This window comes from Francisella sp. SYW-9 (assembly GCF_008711465.1).
GTDB lineage: Bacteria > Pseudomonadota > Gammaproteobacteria > Francisellales > Francisellaceae > Francisella.
Genome location: NZ_VXKQ01000018.1, coordinates 104,465 through 124,675, shown reverse-complemented (window position 1 = coordinate 124,675; position 20,211 = coordinate 104,465). Strand labels below are relative to the sequence as shown.

Genomic DNA, 20,211 nt, shown 5'->3' with positions numbered 1-20,211 from the left:
ACCAATAGCTCTTAAAATACTCAATCTCTACCTATAAGCTGATACAATAATTTGTATATAAAACCTCAAGAGCTGATCAACTTGATTATATCAGTATCTTTTTATCTAGCTCTATGAATTACAAACAAGGTGGCTAATATGTGTGGAATCTTAATGGTTTTAAAGAAAAATGAACAAATAGATGGAGAAAGATTTAATTCCGCTCTTTCTCTACTTAAGCATAGAGGACCTGATGAGCAGCACTACACTATACTCAATAATCCAAATATTGCTTTTGGACATACTCGCTTAAGTATAATTGGTGTTGATAATGGTGAGCAACCTCTAAATCATAATAATGAACTGACTGCTATAGTAAATGGTGAATTTTATGACTACAAACAAATTCGTCAAAACTATAAGAGCAAAGGCTACAAATTTAATACAAAAACTGACAGTGAGATAGTATTACCTATGTACTTAGAAAGTGGTAATGATTGCTTTGCTCAGTTAAATGGTGAATTTGCTGGTGTTATATATGATAAAAATAAAGAAAGAATAATTGCCTTTAGAGATAGACATGGAGTTAAGCCATTATATTTCAGTCTAGATAATCAAGGTATTAGTTTCTCTTCAGAGATAAAAAGTATACTTAAATACAACAAACAAAAACCCGAATTTAATATAAGAGAATTAAAAGATCGAATATACGGTCAACCATTTAGTCAAGATGATACTATATTTAAAAATATTTATAACGTCAAGCCAAGTCATTTTATGATCTATGATATACGTTCTGGAAATATCTCTGAACATCGCTACTGGCAACCAAAGTATGAGAGATCTAACTACACTAGTGAAAGCCTTCCTGAGATTCTTGATCAATACCGTAATAGAATAACTAAAGCGATAGAAAGAAGACTAGTTTCTGATGTTCCTGTTGCTACTTATCTTAGTGGTGGTATAGACTCTTCAGTATGTTATGCTATCGCAAGTCAGCTTAGTGGTAAAGGACTCGATGCGTTTACAATTTCATTTGATGATAAAAATTATGATGAAAGTATAATCGCAAAGAAGTTGATTAATAAGTACTCTGGTAAGCAAAACACTCTATATATCGATGATCAAATCTTAGCAGATAATCTCTCTGATCATCTTTGGTGTTTAGAAAATACAACATTTAATCCTCATGGAGTGGCAAAACATTTACTAAGTAAATTAGTGCGTGAGAATAACTATAAGGTTGTCTTAACAGGTGAAGGGTCAGATGAATATAATTGTGGTTATATCACAAATGTACTTGATGCTATGCAAGTAAATCCTGAAATGTTTGATAAGAACTCTATTGCAAGTAAGATTGAGGTAAATAAAGGAGTTTTTCTTGCTGATGGGGCTAGAGATATTGATTACTTAAAAAGAAATTTAGGTTTTAGCCCTAGTTTTTGCTCAAATCATGTACCACAAGTAGAGTTAGTAAATGATCTTTTTAACACCAATTTTAAAGATGAAAATTGCTTGGATAAATTCCAAAGATTCTTAGATAGAAACATTATTGATATAAGTAATTGGGATGCCCTAAATATTTCTCTATATTATCAATCACTAAATACCTTTGCTTATGTACTAACTGCTTTAGGCGATCGTACTGAAATGGCTCATTCTGTTGAAGCTAGAGTACCTTTTCTTGATAATGATGTAATTGAGTATATAACTAAAGTACCACCCAAGTATAAATATTATAATAATACTGATAAATTCATTCTAAGAGAAAGTTGTAAAGATTTTGTCACTCCAGAGCATTATCAAAATATGAAGCATCCATACATGTCTCCACCGAGTAAATCAAAATCTCCTCTAAATACAATGATGGGAGATATATTTCATAGTAATAATTTTATCCCAACAGAATTATTTAATCATGGTAAATTACTCGAATTATTTAATGCCCACCTTAAAAATGGAGCCACAGACCCATTTATTAGTAGAATCTTATTTAGTATTTTCTCAGCAGCCATGTTAAATAATATTTTTGATTTTTCTTAGACATCACTTTATCTACATTCTAGAGTTTATGACCTTATTATAGCTTTAAACTAACTTATAACTCTAAAATGATACTTTTTTGCATTAATCAGTTCAATCAAAGCCATATATAGTGCTTAAAATACTCAACCCTTATCAATAACTTGATACAATAGCAGTAGATAAAACTCCAAGAGCTAATTAACTTGATTATCTAAAGTACCTTTTATTTAGCTCTATAAATTTATAAATAAGGTAATAAATATGTTTACAATATCTGATGAAAAAAAATATACAAAAATCACTGTAGAAGGCAAACTAACTCATGCCGACTATACAAAAGTGTTAATACCTAAACTTGATGAACTAGCAAAAAATGGTGCTGTTAAAATCTTAATTAAAATGCAAGATTTCTCTGGTATAGGCTTAAGAGCAATCTTTGATGAATTTAAAACAGAGATTAAACATAGAAAGCATTTTGAGAAGGTAGCTTTTGTTACAAGTAGTTCAAAAGTATCAACTTCAATCAAAATATTTCGACACTTCTTTTCTGGAGAAATTCAAACATTTACTGATGAAAATTGGGCTAAAAACTGGCTAGTTAATACTCGAATGAGATATTTACATACTATGATAAGGATCAAAGACTTAGATAAATCATTAGATTTTTACTGTAATAAACTAGGACTTAAAGAAGTAAGTAGACAAGATAATAAACAAGGTAAGTTTACCCTTATATTTTTAGCTGCTCACGATGATTATGATATAGCTAAAACTGACAAATCTCCTCTTATAGAACTTACATATAATTGGGATAGTGATGAAACATATGAAGGTGGTAGAAACTTTGGTCATTTGGCATTCTCAGTAGAAAACATATATGACATCTGTCAATCTCTAAAAGATCAAGGTGTTATAATCAACAGACCTCCTAGAGATGGGCATATGGCTTTCATAAAATCTCCAGATGGTATATCAATAGAACTAATTCAAGAAGGCAAGCCATTAGCTAAACAAGAGCCTTGGGCTAGTATGGAAAATATAGGCACATGGTAATTTTTAAACTTAATTTTGATAAAATGTAAAAGTCTCATCATTTAAAATTTTAGTTTCTCATGCTTTATTGAAGACTTTAGTTTAGAACCTACCATAGTTTCAACTAATTGCGCTGGCTGATTTGTAGGATTTATCCATGTATGAACAGCTCCTTTTATAACAAAGGTATCTCCAGTATGAAGTTTAACAACTTTTTTATCAGTTACTAATTCAACCTCTCCTTTAATAACCACACCATAATCTATAGTAGTTGTATTGTGGAAAGGATAATTTGTTTTTGGAATACTTTTTCCCTCTTGTTTTGCTTTTTGTTGTAAATCTTTTAAAGGAGGTATTACAACACTTAAAAATATAGCTGAATTTGTCTTAAGATCAAAATTTGGTTTAACAGGCTTAGCTTTAGGTAACATTGCAGCATGCTCTAAATCATTTGAAATCCACATATCATAAACAGCAGCTCCGCTCGTTGATTTACCATACATAGGAGTCTTACCATCAAAAGCTACTACAGATTCACCTGAGTGAGAGCTATCAACAACAACTAATCTAGGCGCCTTTGATAGAGCATTAGACGATTCATCAATATTCTTACTCTTATCTTTTGCAAAAGAACTTGTGTATATCCCTACTAACATTAATAATAAAATAGGTAATGCGAAGTATTTCATCAGACTTAATATCTCTTTTTTTATCTTTTGACCAAAATATAAAAAATATCTCAGCGGTAATATCCTCATTATATATCTAATCTAGATATTACTAGAATATGTATCTAGCATTTAATTTTTTAACAATGAATTTAAATAATAAATAATTACAACTTTAAACTTCTGATACAAATATTATAAAAGGATTCTTCTACTGGAGTAAATGTTTTATTTTTTAGATAGCAAATTCCAATATCTCTATTAATATTACACCCCTTTAAAGGTAACCAAACCAGGTTGTTTAGATTATTTGAAAATGCTAGCTTAGGTAAGGTTGTTATTCCAACATCATGCTCCAGAAAAGAATAAAGAGCTGTAATATTCTCAACTGAATATATTGCATTTTTGACAAAAGTGTTGAAGATTGTTTCTTCTAGTAATACACTTGTTCCATTTCTAATAAAAGGATAATTTTTTAATTGTTCAACACTAACCCCATCTTTATTTTGAGCTAATGGACTACTTTTTAAACATACCACACCAACAGGATCAGAAAATAAATAAGTAAATCCTATGTTATTATTATTAATACTCAGCTGATTACTTATAATTAGATCAACCTCTTCTGTTAACAATTTTTCTTCTATTCTTGCTGAATCTTGATCAATTAAAGTTATTTGAACTTTAGGATACTCTTTTGTAAAATCTGATATTATCTTAGGTATAAATTTAGAAGCTACGGATGGCACACTACCAACTCTAAGTTTTCCAACCTCACCTTTTGATATATTTTGTAACTCATTATTAAAATTATAATAGTTCTGTAAAAATCTTTTAATTAATGGTAAAACGTTTTCCCCAAAAGTTGTTAACTTAGCATTATGACCTGGTTCAAATAATTTATGTCCAATATTTAATTCTAGTTCCTTTATTGAACTAGATAATGCTGCCTGTGATCTATTTGCCGTTTTAACAGCTGCCCTAAAACCTCCAGCTTCAACAATTAAAATAAAATGCTTAAGTTGAGATAACTTTAAATTAATCATTACATCATAGTAAATACAGTTAATTTTAATAATAACTTTAACAAAGATGATTAGAATAATCTATCATATGATAGGAATAACAAGATTGATTTAACAAAACTATACTTTTAAGCTTTTTATATTCATTTGTTAACTTTGAAAAAAATATGAATTATAAAAAAGCTATAAAAACAGATTTACCACCATCTAAGTCACCTTTTGAATGGGTTATAACTAGCAATAAAACATTATATACTGCTCAAATACCTATAGATAAAAGTGGCCGTGTTGTTGATGGAGGGATAGAAAGTCAATCTCGCCAGGTAATGGAAAATTTAAAACATACACTGGAATCTGCAAATCTAACTATCGATGCTACTTTGCAAGTCTTAATTTATGTCACAGATAGAGAATATCTTGCAACATTTAATCAAATATATTCTGAATATTTTAAAGCACCTTATCCAAATAGAGCAGCTGTTGTAGTTGCCGGACTTGCTAGAAAAGAAATGTTAGTAGAATTAGTAGTGTACGCAACAACTGAACAAAATAAATAAACTCTAAGTTAAGGAAATTTTCTTATGCTAAATATACAACCTGAAAAATCAATATATATTAATGGACAATGGATTGAAGGATATAAAACTATAAAAAACATTAACCCTTCTGATATTACACATAACATTGGCGACTTTGCTCAAGCTTCTTCTGATCAAGTTAAACTGGCGATTGATTCAGCAAATGAAGCTCAACCAATATGGGAAAAAACTTCCCTTGAACATAAACAGAGAATATTACAATCTATTGGAGATGAATTAATTGCTCGTTGTGAAGAAATAGGAAAGATAATTGCCTTAGAAGAAGGAAAAACTCTTGCTGAAGGTAGAGGTGAGGTTTATCGTTCTGGACAATTTTTTCAATACTTTGCTGCTGAAGTTCTACGACAAATAGGAGATCATGTAGATTCTGTTCGAGATGATGTGACTATTGATGTATCGCGTGAAGCAGTTGGTACAGTAGTTATAATTTCTCCTTGGAACTTTCCAATAGCAACAGCTGCATGGAAAATTGCACCAGCATTAGCATTTGGAAATAGTATCATATGGAAACCTGCAAATTTAACTCCAGCAAGTGCCGTTATTTTAACTGAAATAATCAACAAACATAATTTACCAAATGGCACTTTTAACCTAGTTCTAGGTAGCGGAGCTGATGTTGGAGATAGACTAATTAACTCTAAGAAAATTCAAGCAGTTAGTTTTACAGGGTCTGTAGATATTGGTAGAAAGGTTGCTAAAGCTACATCACAAAATTTTGTTAGGTGCCAATTAGAGATGGGCAGCAAAAATGCTTTATATATTGCAGATGATGCCGATATAACAACAGCTATTGAAGCTACCATAGGAGGTTCTTTTTCTGGAACAGGACAAAAATGCACTGCATCATCTAGGTTGATTGTTTCAAATAAAAAATATGATGAATATGTTGATACATTAGTAAATAAGTTAAAAACACTTAAGGTTGGACATGCATTAGATAAAGATATATTTATGGGTCCTGTAGCTAGTGATCTTCAATTACAGTCAAATCTTGAGTGGGTTAATAGAGCAAAAGACCTAGGTGCTGAATTATTGTTTGGTGGTGAAAGGCTACACTTAAACCATGAAGGTTATTATATGTCTCCAACCTTATTTACTAATACAGATAACAGCTGGGATATTAATCAAGAAGAAATTTTTGCACCAATGGCTTGTATCATAAAAGCTGATGATTTAGAACATGGATTAGAATTAGTAAACCAAACAAGGTATGGCTTAACATCAGGCATCATTACACAGAGTTTTAAACAAAGTCATTTCTTCAAAGCTAAAGCTCAAACTGGTTGTGTGATGGTTAACTTACCTACCGCAGGAACAGATTATCATGTTCCATTTGGGGGTAGAAAAGAATCTAGCTTTGGACCAAGAGAGCAAGGTCAATATGCAAAAGATTTTTATACTATTGTTAAAACTGCTTATCAACGTCCATATTAATACTTAGGGATAACTTATGTATAGTGAAAATTTAATTATTGATGGTCTTCAATATTGTTTTTGGGACAAAAAATACTTTTTAAATCTAAAAGAAAGTGGGGTTACGGCTGTACATGTAACTCTTGTATACCATGAGAATGCAAGAGAAACATTAACAAGGTTTGCTGAATGGAATAAGTACTTTGAACTATATTCTGATTTAATTATGCCAGTAATGAATATGAGTGATGTACTTACTGCTAAACAAACAGGAAAAGTTGGTATTTTTTTTGGTGCACAAAACTGCTCTCCAATAGAAGATGAAATTGGCTTAATCGAAGTTATGCGTAAGCAAGGTTTACTTATTATGCAATTAACCTACAATAACCAAAGTCTACTTGCAACAGGTTGCTATGAAAAAGAAGATCCAGGCCTTACTCGATTTGGATGTCAAGCTATTGAAGAAATGAATAGGGTCGGCATGATTATAGATATGTCGCATAGCGCAGAACGATCGACTCTAGAAACTATAGATAAATCTTCTCGGCCAATATGTATAAGTCATGCAAATCCTAGTTTTGCAAAACCGGCATTACGAAACAAGTCTAGTAATGTAATTAAATCTCTAGCTAAACGTGGCGGATTACTTGGCTTTAGTTTATATCCATTTCACTTGCCTAGCCATAGCGATTGTACTTTAGAAGAGTTCTGTCAAATGGTTGCTGATACTGCAGATATGATAGGAGTTGATCATCTAGGTATTGGTAGCGACTTATGTTCAAATCAACCATTAGATGTTTTAGAGTGGATGCGTAATGGACGTTGGTCAAAAGAAATGGACTACGGTGAAGGTAATGCAAATAATTCTGGCTGGCCTTCTTTACCCTCTTGGTTTGATAAAAATAATGGTCTTGAAAATATATATGAGGGTCTCTTGAAGCATGGTTTTAATAAGCAAGAATGTAGCAAAATACTTGGCCGAAATTGGTTTGACTTCCTAAAAGATGGTTTAAAAAGAACATAAGTATAATTATAGAGGGTTGATATGAATAATTCAGATAAAAATAATAAAACACCTCGAATATCTCTTTCACAAATATCTAGAGATTTGCAGCTGCATAATCCAGCCTTTTGGTTGAGTGGCGGGTTCATATTATTATTCATAATAATAGACTTAATAGATAGTCAATGGTTAACTAAAACTATAGAAATATGCTTTAATTGGTGTACAAATATTTTTGGTCCTTTCTGGCAAATTCTTTTATTTTTGACGTTCTTTATTGCCATTTTTCTGGCTCTCGGAAGAACAGGATATATAAAATTAGGCAAACTTAACAAGCCAGAAATAAATGCCTTTAAATGGGTTTCAATGATTGTCTGTACATTACTAGCTGGAGGCGGAGTTTTCTGGGCAGCTGCCGAGCCTGTTTCTCATTATATAAATCCATCACCAATATTTTTATCTAGTCATTCAGCATATCAAAATGCTATCAACGCCCTCGCTCAATCATTTATGCATTGGGGCTTTCTAGCTTGGAGTATTTTAGGCAGCTTAACATCTATAGTATTGATGTATTTACATTATGATAAGGGATTACCATTAAAACCAAGAACTTTACTTTACCCTATATTTGGAAAAAGAGTATTAGGTGGTTTCTTTGGAGGTCTAATTGATGCTTGTTGTATAGTTGCAGTTGCTGCTGGCACAATTGGACCTATTGGTTTTCTTGGTTTACAAATAGGCTATTCTTTAAAAGTATTACTACATATCCCAAATGGAATCATAACTCAATCAGTTATTATCTTAATCACAGTAATTATTTATACCCTATCTGCTCTTACAGGTATGAACAAAGGCTTACAGTTTCTTAGTCGGTGTAATGTTATTCTTGCGGTTGTGTTAATGATTTTCATTTTGATCTTTGGTCCAACTAATTTCATTATCAATGGATATTTACAAGGAATGGGCACTCTTATACAAAAATTTATTCCAATGGCCACATATCGTGGTAATGAACATTGGTTAAGCCAATGGACAGTATTTTTCTGGGGATGGTTCTTAGGATATGGTCCTATGATGGCTATTTTTATAGCTCGAATCTCTCGAGGCAGAACTATTAGGCAACTTGTTGCTGCTGTAAGCATCGTTGCTCCTGTAGCGACTTGTTTCTGGTTTTCTATTGTTGGTGGAACAGGGATTTTCTTAGAAATGTCTCATCCAGGAAGCATTAGCCAAGCTTATATCCACGGTAGTCAGCCAGCGGTTTTAATAGCTATTGCATCATATCTGCCAGCACCGCTGATTATAACGATACTATTTTTGATTCTTACAGTAATATTTATTGTTACAACAGGAGATAGTATTACATACACTATTAGTGTTGTTTTAAGTGGTGATTATCAACCAAATAAAATGGTTAGATGCTTATGGGGCATTCTAATGGGTGTAACTGCGATTATTTTAATATCTATGGGTAGCGGAAGTATAGGGGCTCTACAATCCTTTATAATAATCACAGCAGCACCTGTTTCATTAATATTATTACCTTCACTCTGGAATGCTCCATCAATAGCAAGGAAAATGCTAAAAGAGCAGAATTTATAATAGTACTTATTTAAATAGGAACATATAAAAATGAAGAAAACAAATAAACAAATAAATAACCTCTTGCGTGACCCTAAAATCGTAATGGACCCAAAAAGGCTAGGAGCTATGCACCAGAGTAGACTAAGCTTTGCTCGCAGATTAATTCGCCGATTCTTTAATAATGAATGGGAAATATCTATCGAAAAATGGGATTTATCACCTGAAGGTTATGGATGTGCTATTTACAGACTCAATACAAAAAATGGATTTTATAACCTTGTACTCTTTTCAAACAAAATTAAAGATAATGAACGTGATGACAGAGTTATTGCTGAAAAATGGGACGTAACCTTTGCTCTTGTAAAGGGGAAAATCAGCACTCAACTATTCCAAGATCTATATAATAATGTTCCTAAACAAGAATATGGAAGAAACTCTAATAAAATTTTGGTACTTGCTAGAGCTAACAAAAGTGTAAGAGTTTTTGATCATATATTAAAAAGTCTTAAAGAGGGAAAACAACCTAATTTAAAAACTTTGGCCGAGGTTGGATATATACTAAGAACAACGGCTGTTTATGGCAATGGTAAATTCGGAATTTGTGACTTCAACTTATTAGAAAACAATTCTGATTTTAATCTAGCTTTTGAAGCGCAAATGTGTGCGGTATATATATTACGTCAGTTTAGTATTGATTGGATACATTTCATTGCAAAACAACAAGCAGAATCTACCGCAACTGTTTTAGATAAAAAAATTCAACGATATATAGGTATTGGTAATGCTACAGGGCTAGGTATGGCACCTTTTCTTATAAACCACCCATGTGTTATTGATCAGTGGATTTCTGAACGTGAAAAAGTATTATCCTTAATTTTTGACTTAGATATTTCGTATAATAAAAGAAATAAAGTCCTATCTTTTGTTAAGCGAGCTCAACAGTATTTAAAAGAAATAGTAACTATAGATGAACAACAAAATCTATTAAATATACAGGCTGTGAAAGATATAAATATAATTATTATCTCTTTAGAGAATATATCAATAAATAATACTAAGTGGGATAAAATCATTAAAAATAATGAAACACTTAGCTTTGAAGCACAGGAAATTTTTATATCTTGCTTATTAGAGGCATATCCTGAATATACTGATCCACATTCTCTAAATATGACTTTGGTTAGTGAGGATTTAGCATTGTCTCCTTGTATGACAATTAAAGAAATGAAAGAATTACTACAAAATAAATATGATTGGGCTATTAGTATCAATTTTTCTAAACCTGAAAATAATTATTGGTTCTGGTATTCTTCGGAAAATAAGGAAGAACCTCGTCTTGGTATAAGGGGTAGTGAACTAGGAGATGATAAAGAACTACCATTAGATATAGCTCGTCAAGTCTCAGATTTTTATAAGATTATTATTACTCAAGCATCTGAAAATAAGCTACTACAATTTATAATAGATAACCCCCAATATGGTCCTATTACCAGAAGGATTTGCACTATGGACTCTAAATTAATGGGTGATATACAGATTAATATTCTTGCAAAGGACATGTTACCCATTGACTTATTAAGATGTAAATTATCATTTCTAGGAGCAACTAAGTTTGATCCAAGATCTGACCGTTGGGTCCGAGTGACTTTCTTTCAAGGAGCACCTTTATTAAGTGAAGCAAATAATGATGACTGGTTATTTCCTCTTTGTCCAACTATAAATTCTTAAAATAGGAGTGTTTAAAATGCATGTTTCACACAATGAAATAGTTAATATATGTAGAAAAGCCTTCAGGGGGCTAAATGTTCCATATGGTGATGCTGTTATTATTGCAAATATAATTGCAGATTCAGAACTAATAGAGTTAAATGCTATTAAAGACTTTATTAAAGCTTTAAATTATTTAAAGTATGATAGCTATAAACCTGCTGAAATTAAAGAATCTGAAACAGAATTAAAAGTAAATCTTCACGGAGGAAGCATACTATGCTACCTTGCTAATATATTAGCTTATGCACAGTCATTCTTAGACACTAATAATGAAGTTAATTTATTTATAGAAAATTGCCATAACCGCTCACTAGCATATGGTTTTTTACAAAGATTAGCAAATAAAGGCTTATCAGTAAAAGCGCAGTGGTCAAATAAATCCAGCGGTAAAAGTACAATATATATAATAAACCCCCAAGATAAAGCACCCAATATATATTTTTCACTAGTAGATGCAAAATATATTGATAGTCAAAACTTAGAGATAAATATTAGAAAAGAAAATATAACATTACCAAATTCTAATTTATATGACGATTATTTAGATCATAAAACCTTATTAATAAAGAAAAATAACATACTTGAAAAAGGTATTTATATTTCACAAGAGGATTGGGATGCAATAGCTAAAATAGCTAAATTAAGACTTGTCCCAGAAACAGATAAATCTAGACTAAATGCTGGAGGTGTGTAAATATATATTTCTATTCATCGGAATAAAAAGCTATTACTTCATTTAAAGGTAAAACATATGGTATTTTATTAGTAACACTACTTTTGGTATACACTAGCCCATAAGTGAAATTAAACTTACATAGCTAACTCAAGCACAGGTGGTGGAAAGTTAGCACTAGAATAGTTACCAATTTCACGCAAACCGTCGCCAAAGCTAAACATTATAGAAGCCATAATCATCGACACTGCTAGTATTATTTTTCTCATCTAATCTCCCTACTGTTTAGATTTCTAATAACTACAGTATCTATTATGTCTCACCACCATTATTAAGTTAAATATATTATAATTAATAAACTAATAAGCAAAAACTATAGCATTGTTTACTCAAATTCATTTTCAATCTCTTCTAATGTTTTACCTGATGTTTCTGGGACAAATCTTCTAACAACCCAAAGATAGATACATGAACTTATAAACAACAGTCCAAACATTACATTAAAGCCCCAATCCTGACCCACTTTTAAGAAATAACCTATAAAGTAAAATGAAAATAGCATTGAAATAACTCCTGCCATAAATATTCCTATTATTCTTACTCTATTTGGTAATAATTCATTTATAAGGGTCACAATTACTCCAGAAGGTCCAAAAGCCAAACCAGCAATGCATGTTGTTAGCAATATAATTACTAATATATAATTATATGCAAAGCCTGGTAGGCTATATAAAATAATCAACCCTAACATACTAATCAATGCAACTGTTAAACCTAGATAAATAACTCTTTTTCTACCCCATTTATCAATAAAAAATATTGTCAAAATTGTAATAATGAAGTTAACCGCCAAGATAAGAAAATTAGCAGCATGGGCAACATAGCTACTTGATGTTAACGGAGCTATTATTAATTCAGATGAGAAAACAATAAAATTAATCCCTGTAAGCTGATTTAGGATTAAGACAATAGTAACTATTGCAACAGGCCAAATATCTTTACCTATTAAGATTTTACTAATAAACGTTCTAGGTGCATGTGTTCTTAAACTAACTTTAATATCATCAATATGTTTATTAATCTCTGCATCTGTAAGATTAGGTTGTGTTTTTTTAACTACATCATAAGCCTTATCAATTTTATTTTTAAGAACTAACCACGTTGGACTAGATGGTAAAAAACATGAAGCTATAAGCAGAATAATTCCAAAAGTCAGAGTTATAGTGAAATACTCACTCCAATTAAATGTTTTATAAAACAAAAATATTAAAATTCCTGACAGACACATCCCCGCAGTCCATAACAATTGGAACAAAGCTACATATCTACCGCGTCGGTCAGCTGGGGATATTTCTGTCACATATATAGGAAAGGCATAAGACCCTAATAATATCGACCCTCCTTGAATTAACCTTGCAATAATCAAGGTTTCATATCCTTGAGCTATAACAAAGATGTAGGTTCCAATAATATAAAAAGCTACGAAAATTAAAATCATAAATTTTCGTCCAATATAATCAGTAGCCAACCAAATTATTTTTGCTAAAACTCCTCCTAGAAATACTAATCCTAGTAGTATCGATAATTGGTGTGTATTTAAATGAAAGCTATGGCTAATCTCCTCGCCTACTCCGCCAACAATAGCCAAAAAGCATAGCCACCTAAAATTGCAGCCAATATATATACTGCTAATATATATTTAAAACTATATCTAAAATTTAAATTCACAAATATCTCCTATATTCCTAATTCATCATAAACTGAATCTATTAATTGTCCATACAAGCCTGTTCTAAATGTTTTGCCTTCAAATATCTTAGGATAGATAATAGGACTATGCACACTATTAGTCATAATCATAACAGTAACCTTATTTTTAGGGTCAGAAACAAGACACTGACCAGTAAAACCAGAGTGGCCTATTGTTTGATCACTACACCTTTCTCCAAACAAATGTCTATTCTTTCGACCTTTTGCAGTCCAAAACCCTAAAGCAAAAGCCTCATTTGTATCAGATGACTGACTAAAAAGCTTGACTGTATCTTGTGAAAAAAATGCATTATCTTTATATATTAATTCTGCTAGCGTGGTTGCGTCATCAATTGTAGAAAATAATCCTGCATGTCCCGCTACTCCTGCCATAGAGTATAGCGCTTTTTCATCATGCACATAGCCCCTTAGCGTTTCTGTTTTTATATTATTAAAATTCGTGGTGCCAAAATTGCAATGCCCATCAACTTGCGTTGCAACAATACCTTCTGGTAAAAAACCTTTCTCTAATGGATTAAAGCATGTTGCTTTTAAGCCTAGCTTAGAATAAATATTCTCTTCAAGAAAAATATCTAGTCGTTGCTTTGTAATAGCTTCAATAACACATCCTAGTATCTGCATACCTATATCACTATATATACAATACTTATGTGGCGACTCTACTATCGACATTTTTGTTTTTAGAAACTCTATAGTTGTATGACGATTTTGACTATATAATGAGCCAGCTGTTTGGTTATTATAAAAATCAAAAAATGGCGCGACTCCACTAGTATGACTAAGTAAATCACGGACTGTTGGAATATATTCTGTATTAACAAATCTAAACTCAGGAATATATTTTATAATTACAGTATCTAAGCTTATAAGATTACGTTGATAAAGATACATAACCGCATAAGTAGTCGCAAAAACTTTTGTTATCGAAGCGACATCAAATAGCATATTCTGACTTAATTCTTGAGGATTTCTAAGCTGCTGAGCTTTTTTATCATAACGACAAGCATAGCCAAAAATCTTCTTATAAACTTCTTTGCCTTGATGTAAAACACTTATAGCTGCGCCAGGAAAACCATGATTAATATCATAGTTAATGATGTCTTCTAACTTAGGAAAATTCATTTTATAACAAGAAACATGATTTATATTTATTAAATCATACTTTAAAGCAGTAATATTATAAATGATATACCAAAATGATTTAAATATTCGAAGTGCTAACTTAGCCTTGACACGGCACATGGATTAACTGTTACCGTTGCTTCCTTCCGGATCTAGCGGGGTTCACAATCTACCATTGCGTGGAAACCAAGTTAGCAATGCATATGTTACTAGATATATATATAAATTACAAGCTAACAAAGCAAATTCCATTATCTAATATAAATTGGTATTATTAAGCCAAAAGTATTCACAAAATAGTAATAAAATGATTATAGTAATATCTCCAGCAAAGAGCCAAAACTTTGACTCTTTAAAAGAAAACTACGACTTTACACAGCCTATATTTAAAGATCAGATCAATCTTTTGATTAATAAGTTAAAACATTATGAAGTAGATGAAATTGAAAAACTTATGAAAATTAGTCCTAAATTGGCTCAAGAAGTATTTGATAAACATAATAGTTTCGATCCAAATAACTATAATACTTCAAACTCTAAAGCTGCTATTTTCACTTTTAGCGGTGATGTTTATAAGGGTTTAGATGCTGAGACCCTTGATACTAAAACAATCAAATATGCGCAAGATCATTTATTAATGTTATCTGGTCTATATGGTCTTATCCGCCCTCTTGATTTGATACAAGCTTATAGACTGGAAATGGGTACAAAAGTAAAAATTGATGAAAAAATCCTACACAAATACTGGCAAGCTAAAATCACACCACAATTAAATAGCTTCTTTGCTAAGCAGAAGAATAAAACTCTAATTAATCTTGCTTCTAACGAATATTCACAAGCTATAGACAAAAAAGCTCTTGATGCTAAATGGTTAGATATAGATTTTAAAGAGAACAAAAATGGTACTTTTAAAACTATTGGTATTCATGCTAAAAAAGCTCGTGGATTAATGACAAGGTTTATCCTTGAGAATCAAATAGAAGATATTAATAGCATTAAAAAGTTTAATGTTGCCGGGTATGAGTTTAACCAAGATCTATCCAAAGATGATCTTATCTGTTTTACAAGATAGTATATGAAAATAAAAATAATATCTCTAGGAGAAAAACCACCTAAGTGGGTTATAGATGGATTTAATGAGTATAAGAAAAGACTTAGTAAATCTATTCCACTTGAGCTAATAGAGCTTCCAATAGCAAAAAGAACTAAAACAGGTAATCCAAGTATCTGGATGGAACAAGAAGCTAAGATAATTTTAAGCAAGATCAATAACTCTGATCACTTAGTTATCCTTGATGTGAAATCTAAAATCATATCTACAGAAGATCTAGCTGATAAAATGCAAAACTGGAAATTTAATAATCCAAATGTTGTAATATTAATCGGTGGTCCAGATGGGATTCATCAAAGTATTAAAGATATTGCTAAAGAAAAAATATCCATATCTAAAATGACGTTTCCACATCCTATTGTGCGTATTATTATTGCAGAACAGTTATATAGAGCTTATACAATTTTAGAAGGTCACCCTTATCATAAATAAATTTATCCTAACTAAATATTAATATAAACTTGTTATTTTTTAACTCAAACTATCAATTTTAACAATATTAAATTTACTCTAAATTAAGCTATTATTTTATATATCAAAAGTCGTTGTTTTGGTAAAAAAAGACATATAAACTCGAAATATGTCCATAGTGACGACTAGTATAAAACTGTATATTAATATAAGGAGTACTAAAATGATACAGGTACATATAAAAACAATCACAGCGTTAACTCTGTCTTTAATAAGTACAGTAGCTTTTGCTGATTGTAAATTAGAAGATGTTACCTCAGGTTGGACAGGTAAGATCACCTTTAAATGCGATAAAGATACAAACTTAGAAACTAATCCAATTAGCTTTAAACTAAGTGATGGTAAAGTAGGCAGTGTCTGGGGTATAGGAAACCATACTCTAACAGAAGCAAGCAACGGTACAGTCTCAATCACATCAAAACAATGGGGAGGTCAGCCAACTATTGCAAAAGCTGGGCAAGCTATTAGCTTTAGCTTCTCCCCTAGCAAACCTGTATTCAATGTTCTAAATTTCCATATTGGTAATGGAGGAACTGTTGATCCAGTTGAGCCTACCGACCCTGTTGAACCAACAGATCCAGTCGAACCGACAGACCCAGTTGAGCCAACTGATCCAAGTAGTGACTATCAAACATATAATGCTGGCACACAGTATAAAAGTGGCGATATAGTATCTTCAAATGGCAAACTATACCAATGTAAATCTGGAGTAGGTGCTTGGTGTTCTAGTTCAGCAGCATGGGCTTATGCACCAGGCTCTGGAACAGCTTGGGAAACGGCTTGGGATATATATGACTCTACTAATCCTGTTAATCCAACCGATCCAGTTGATCCTAGTGAACCGACAGATCCTACTGATCCAACGCCAGCTCCTGGTGATACATATACAACTACTCAAGCAGCTCTAAATGCAAAAGAAGAAGAGTTAACTAATGGTCCCGTTATGAGTGAAGTTAAAAAATCTATCGTAACAAGAGATAATAAGGTTGTAGAAGCTGTCTCAGCTAATAACCCTAATAATCCTGAGAATGTAAAACGTGTTGAAAGTATAATCTCTGAAGCTGATTGGAATTATATGTTCCCGAAAAGATCTCCTGAATATACTTATGATAACTTCTTAAAAGCTGTTGCAAAATTCCCTGCATTCTGTGGAACATATACAGACGGTAGAGATTCTGACGCAATTTGTCGTAAATCACTAGCTACTATGTTTGCTCATTTCACACAAGAAACAGGTGGGCACACTGCTCACTGGGATGTACCTGAATGGCGTCAAGGACTAGTCCATGTTCGTGAAATGGGTTGGGACGAAAATATGCGCGGCGGCTATAATGGTGAATGTAACCCTGATGTATGGCAAGGGCAAACTTGGCCTTGTGGCACTTTTGAAAATGGCGATTATAAATCTTACTTTGGTCGTGGTGCAAAACAATTAAGCTACAACTATAACTATGGACCATTCTCTCAAGCAATATATGGTGATGTAAGAACTTTATTAGATAAGCCTGAACTAGTTGCTGACACATGGCTGAATTTAGCATCTGCTGTATTCTTCTTTGTCTATCCTCAACCACCAAAACCATCTATGCTTCATGTAATAGATGGTACATGGCAGCCAAATGAACGTGATATTAGTAATGGCCTAACTCCAGGATTTGGTGTAACTACTCAAATAATTAACGGTGGTGTTGAGTGTGGCGGAAGTGTTGAAGTTGCACAATCTAAAAACCGTATAGACTATTATGACAACTTTGCTAAACAACTTGGTGTAACTATACCAAATAATGAAGTTTTAGGATGTAAAGGCATGAAACAATTTGATGCAGAAGGTGCTGGCGCTACTAAAATCTACTGGGAACAAGATTTTAGCTATAATGCTAACAACCCTGGCGGTAAGTCATATGCTTGTAAACTTGTAGGATACCAGACACCGTATTCTGCATTTACTCCAGGTGACTACACTAAGTGTGTGAAAGCTCACTTCCCTGATATAGTTATAACAAAATAATAAATCTAAATCTCAATCTCCATTGAGATTATCTTCCATTTTTCTTTTAAATTTACGATATCTAAATACTCTTCAAAGATCTTCTTAAACCCTATAATATTTCATAAACATTTAATATTAAAAACTCTAAGCGTTATCTTTTGTATAACAACTTTATTCGACTATCCTAGATATGTAAAATTATGATAACCTCTAAAATATGCACAAATAAAATATCAAAGCACCAGTATGAATTTAAGGTGAATCAATTAAGTTATATTTAGAAACAAGTGCAAATAGGCAGAGAGTGGTAAATATTTAAAAAGGTAAATATAATAATATGATAAATTACCTAAGAAAATATTTAATTATATTAAAACCATATGATTCACACTAAAGCTTCTTTAGAAAATACAAACCAACATTTTCATAAAAAAGATCGACTTATTCTTCTGACCATCGCTCTTATTATGTTAATGGAAATGATAGACATAATGGTTCTAAGCACATCTTTGCCACAAATAGCATATGACTTTAAAATCAATCCAATCCAGCTCAAAATAGCTATATCTATTTATTTACTAACCCTTGGAATGTTTATCCCTTGCGCTTCATGGGTATCAGATAAATATGGTGCTGTCAGAGTATTATTATTAGCAACATCTGGCTTTATTTTAACATCTATTGCCTGTGGCTTATCTCACAATGAAATCGAACTTGTTATATTTAGAGCTCTTCAGGGTGCTTGTGGTGCATTCTCTGTGCCAGTATCACGAATAATTATGGTTAAAATGTATCCAAAAAATATTATCTCTGCAATGTCTTTTATCTCAACAATTGTAGTAATGGGACCTTTGTTAGGTCCTCTTGTCGGAGGTGCTATTACAACCTGGTTAAATTGGCGAATCATATTCTTCATTAACATTCCAGTTGGGCTGTTTGCAATATGGTCTCTATATTACTATTTTCCAAAAATACCTCCTATACCAGTACCCAAATTTGATCTATTTGGATTTATTTTGATAAGTGCTAGTCTCGTACTATTGTTATTTACTATGGACACTCTTACTGAACAATCAATAAATCTAGCAACCAAGGGAACATCTTTTATTATTAGTATTTTATTAATGCTTGTTTATTTCGCACATATAAAAAAATATAACCACCCCATTATTGATTTAAGACTATTTAAAAACCCTTCATTTCGTTTTTTTGCTATCATGAACACTATTACAAGATTATTTTTAATGGGGTATAGCTTCCTATATCCGCTATACTTACAGACAAAACTAGGCTTTTCTGCTTTTAATTCTGGATTAACTATACTCCCAATGCTTATTGGTGTATGGATTGCTAAACGCTTCATAAAACCTTTACTAGCAAGGTTCTCTTTCCAAAAATTTATATTGATCATGTTAGTGTTAGTAGTAGTAACTAATTTATTATTAGTTGCAATTTTCATATATTTTAACTTATATGCTTTTGTGCTTACCATTTTCCTAATGGGGTGGGCATTAAGTGGGCTAAATATAGCTTTAGATACAGGAGTTTATAAAAGCCTAAAACCACAAGATATTTCTGCTGGAACAACAATTAATAGCGCAATAATTCAGTTAGGAGGTAGTTTTTCCATAGCAATTATTGCTACAATTTTGATGTCATCAAGTCTAAACTTCCAGCTACAATGGAATACAGTCTTACCAAACTATTCGTACTCTATATATGTTTTAGTTAGCGCTGTTGCAGCTATATGGATGATTTATTTTCTTACGAAAGCAAATATCAAGCATCAGATTAATTAATATAGATAAAAAGTAATACGAATTAAAAATCTACTGGGAACAAGACTTTAGCTATAATGCCAATAATCCTGGCGGCAAATCATATGCTTGTAAACTTGTAGGATATCAAACTCCATATTCAGCGTTCACGCCAGGTGACTATACTAAGTGTGTTAAAGCTCACTTCCCTGATATAGT

The 20,211-nt window shown here is 31.8% G+C and carries 17 protein-coding genes, 1 other RNA gene and 1 pseudogene; 12 read left to right on the top strand and 7 right to left on the bottom strand.

The genetic code is table 11. The features are described 5' to 3' along the window. Positions 1 to 138: 138 nt before the first annotated feature. Entirely contained in the window at positions 139 to 2,022 is a 1,884-nt protein-coding gene (gene asnB / locus F3D62_RS09210) for an asparagine synthase (glutamine-hydrolyzing) (RefSeq protein ID WP_150467954.1), read from the top strand. 243 nt (positions 2,023 to 2,265) lie between these two features. Continuing rightward, positions 2,266 to 3,057, top strand: a complete 792-nt coding sequence (gloA, locus tag F3D62_RS09205; protein WP_150467953.1) for a lactoylglutathione lyase — start codon at positions 2,266 to 2,268, stop codon at positions 3,055 to 3,057. Positions 3,058 to 3,098: 41 nt separating this feature from the next. Here gloA and F3D62_RS09200 read toward each other — a convergent pair whose 3' ends face one another. Continuing rightward, a complete protein-coding gene (locus F3D62_RS09200) occupies positions 3,099 to 3,725 on the bottom strand; it encodes a cupin domain-containing protein (RefSeq protein WP_191092582.1) in 627 nt (208 codons plus the stop codon). 146 nt (positions 3,726 to 3,871) lie between these two features. Next, complete coding sequence (locus F3D62_RS09195; RefSeq protein ID WP_224732670.1) at positions 3,872 to 4,750, bottom strand: LysR family transcriptional regulator; 879 nt, start codon at positions 4,748 to 4,750, stop codon at positions 3,872 to 3,874. A 146-nt stretch (positions 4,751 to 4,896) separates the two neighbouring features. On the opposite strand from F3D62_RS09195, the gene F3D62_RS09190 reads away from it, so the two are divergent. Genes F3D62_RS09190 through F3D62_RS09165 form a run of 6 tightly spaced genes read left to right on the top strand, consistent with a single transcriptional unit; the run spans position 4,897 to position 11,792 of the window. Next, positions 4,897 to 5,286 (top strand): RidA family protein, encoded by a 390-nt coding sequence (locus F3D62_RS09190; protein WP_150467951.1) that lies wholly within the window; start codon positions 4,897 to 4,899, stop codon positions 5,284 to 5,286. A gap of 24 nt (positions 5,287 to 5,310) precedes the next feature. Then, on the top strand, positions 5,311 to 6,762 hold the full coding sequence (locus F3D62_RS09185) for an aldehyde dehydrogenase family protein (RefSeq protein ID WP_150467950.1): 1,452 nt from the start codon (positions 5,311 to 5,313) through the stop codon (positions 6,760 to 6,762). A 16-nt stretch (positions 6,763 to 6,778) separates the two neighbouring features. Then, on the top strand, positions 6,779 to 7,765 hold the full coding sequence (locus F3D62_RS09180) for a membrane dipeptidase (RefSeq protein ID WP_150467949.1): 987 nt from the start codon (positions 6,779 to 6,781) through the stop codon (positions 7,763 to 7,765). 21 nt (positions 7,766 to 7,786) lie between these two features. Continuing rightward, positions 7,787 to 9,346 carry a BCCT family transporter gene (locus F3D62_RS09175; RefSeq protein WP_150467948.1) on the top strand — a complete coding sequence of 520 codons (1,560 nt, stop codon included), beginning with the start codon at positions 7,787 to 7,789 and terminating at the stop codon, positions 9,344 to 9,346. 30 nt (positions 9,347 to 9,376) lie between these two features. Beyond that, the gene (locus tag F3D62_RS09170) at positions 9,377 to 11,056 is read left to right on the top strand and encodes a hypothetical protein (protein ID WP_150467947.1); all 1,680 of its coding nucleotides are present in this window, start codon (positions 9,377 to 9,379) and stop codon (positions 11,054 to 11,056) included. Between the two features lie 16 nt (positions 11,057 to 11,072). Further along, the gene (locus tag F3D62_RS09165; RefSeq protein ID WP_150467946.1) at positions 11,073 to 11,792 is read left to right on the top strand and encodes a DUF3726 domain-containing protein; all 720 of its coding nucleotides are present in this window, start codon (positions 11,073 to 11,075) and stop codon (positions 11,790 to 11,792) included. 116 nt (positions 11,793 to 11,908) lie between these two features. Here F3D62_RS09165 and F3D62_RS13050 read toward each other — a convergent pair whose 3' ends face one another. The 4 genes from F3D62_RS13050 to ffs form a co-directional block, all read right to left on the bottom strand. Continuing rightward, positions 11,909 to 12,040, bottom strand: coding sequence for a hypothetical protein (locus F3D62_RS13050; protein ID WP_263478759.1), 132 nt, complete (start codon positions 12,038 to 12,040; stop codon positions 11,909 to 11,911). 116 nt (positions 12,041 to 12,156) lie between these two features. Further along, positions 12,157 to 13,419 (bottom strand): MFS transporter, encoded by a 1,263-nt coding sequence (locus tag F3D62_RS09160; RefSeq protein ID WP_191092581.1) that lies wholly within the window; start codon positions 13,417 to 13,419, stop codon positions 12,157 to 12,159. An 89-nt stretch (positions 13,420 to 13,508) separates the two neighbouring features. Further along, positions 13,509 to 14,663, bottom strand: a complete 1,155-nt coding sequence (locus tag F3D62_RS09155; protein ID WP_150467944.1) for a serine hydrolase — start codon at positions 14,661 to 14,663, stop codon at positions 13,509 to 13,511. Positions 14,664 to 14,758: 95 nt separating this feature from the next. After that, positions 14,759 to 14,855, bottom strand: an RNA gene (gene ffs, locus F3D62_RS09150) — signal recognition particle sRNA small type. A 115-nt stretch (positions 14,856 to 14,970) separates the two neighbouring features. Here ffs and yaaA point away from each other — a divergent pair. The 3 genes from yaaA to F3D62_RS09135 all read left to right on the top strand — a co-directional run bounded on the left by yaaA (position 14,971) and on the right by F3D62_RS09135 (position 18,253). Continuing rightward, complete coding sequence (yaaA, locus tag F3D62_RS09145) at positions 14,971 to 15,735, top strand: peroxide stress protein YaaA (RefSeq protein ID WP_150467943.1); 765 nt, start codon at positions 14,971 to 14,973, stop codon at positions 15,733 to 15,735. 3 nt (positions 15,736 to 15,738) lie between these two features. Then, positions 15,739 to 16,206 carry a 23S rRNA (pseudouridine(1915)-N(3))-methyltransferase RlmH gene (gene rlmH / locus F3D62_RS09140; RefSeq protein ID WP_150467942.1) on the top strand — a complete coding sequence of 156 codons (468 nt, stop codon included), beginning with the start codon at positions 15,739 to 15,741 and terminating at the stop codon, positions 16,204 to 16,206. A gap of 202 nt (positions 16,207 to 16,408) precedes the next feature. Then, a complete protein-coding gene (locus F3D62_RS09135) occupies positions 16,409 to 18,253 on the top strand; it encodes a chitinase (RefSeq protein ID WP_150467941.1) in 1,845 nt (614 codons plus the stop codon). 5 nt (positions 18,254 to 18,258) lie between these two features. Here F3D62_RS09135 and F3D62_RS13245 read toward each other — a convergent pair. Next, positions 18,259 to 18,348 (bottom strand): annotated as a pseudogene (locus F3D62_RS13245) (GNAT family N-acetyltransferase); the annotation flags it as partial. Between the two features lie 267 nt (positions 18,349 to 18,615). Here F3D62_RS13245 and F3D62_RS09130 point away from each other — a divergent pair. Then, positions 18,616 to 20,034 carry an MFS transporter gene (locus F3D62_RS09130; RefSeq protein ID WP_150467940.1) on the top strand — a complete coding sequence of 473 codons (1,419 nt, stop codon included), beginning with the start codon at positions 18,616 to 18,618 and terminating at the stop codon, positions 20,032 to 20,034. Positions 20,035 to 20,211 lie beyond the last annotated feature (177 nt).

Excerpts from the sequence above, each read along its gene's own strand:
- asnB (WP_150467954.1), top strand. The coding sequence starts at position 139 with ATGTGTGGAATCTTAATGGTTTTAAAGAAAAATGAACAAATAGATGGA.
- gloA (WP_150467953.1), top strand. The coding sequence starts at position 2,266 with ATGTTTACAATATCTGATGAAAAAAAATATACAAAAATCACTGTAGAA.
- F3D62_RS09200 (WP_191092582.1), bottom strand. The coding sequence starts at position 3,725 with ATGAAATACTTCGCATTACCTATTTTATTATTAATGTTAGTAGGGATA.
- F3D62_RS09195 (WP_224732670.1), bottom strand. The coding sequence starts at position 4,750 with ATGATTAATTTAAAGTTATCTCAACTTAAGCATTTTATTTTAATTGTT.
- F3D62_RS09190 (WP_150467951.1), top strand. The coding sequence starts at position 4,897 with ATGAATTATAAAAAAGCTATAAAAACAGATTTACCACCATCTAAGTCA.
- F3D62_RS09185 (WP_150467950.1), top strand. The coding sequence starts at position 5,311 with ATGCTAAATATACAACCTGAAAAATCAATATATATTAATGGACAATGG.
- F3D62_RS09180 (WP_150467949.1), top strand. The coding sequence starts at position 6,779 with ATGTATAGTGAAAATTTAATTATTGATGGTCTTCAATATTGTTTTTGG.
- F3D62_RS09175 (WP_150467948.1), top strand. The coding sequence starts at position 7,787 with ATGAATAATTCAGATAAAAATAATAAAACACCTCGAATATCTCTTTCA.
- F3D62_RS09170 (WP_150467947.1), top strand. The coding sequence starts at position 9,377 with ATGAAGAAAACAAATAAACAAATAAATAACCTCTTGCGTGACCCTAAA.
- F3D62_RS09165 (WP_150467946.1), top strand. The coding sequence starts at position 11,073 with ATGCATGTTTCACACAATGAAATAGTTAATATATGTAGAAAAGCCTTC.
- F3D62_RS13050 (WP_263478759.1), bottom strand. The coding sequence starts at position 12,040 with ATGAGAAAAATAATACTAGCAGTGTCGATGATTATGGCTTCTATAATG.
- F3D62_RS09155 (WP_150467944.1), bottom strand. The coding sequence starts at position 14,663 with ATGAATTTTCCTAAGTTAGAAGACATCATTAACTATGATATTAATCAT.
- yaaA (WP_150467943.1), top strand. The coding sequence starts at position 14,971 with ATGATTATAGTAATATCTCCAGCAAAGAGCCAAAACTTTGACTCTTTA.
- rlmH (WP_150467942.1), top strand. The coding sequence starts at position 15,739 with ATGAAAATAAAAATAATATCTCTAGGAGAAAAACCACCTAAGTGGGTT.
- F3D62_RS09135 (WP_150467941.1), top strand. The coding sequence starts at position 16,409 with ATGATACAGGTACATATAAAAACAATCACAGCGTTAACTCTGTCTTTA.
- F3D62_RS09130 (WP_150467940.1), top strand. The coding sequence starts at position 18,616 with ATGATTCACACTAAAGCTTCTTTAGAAAATACAAACCAACATTTTCAT.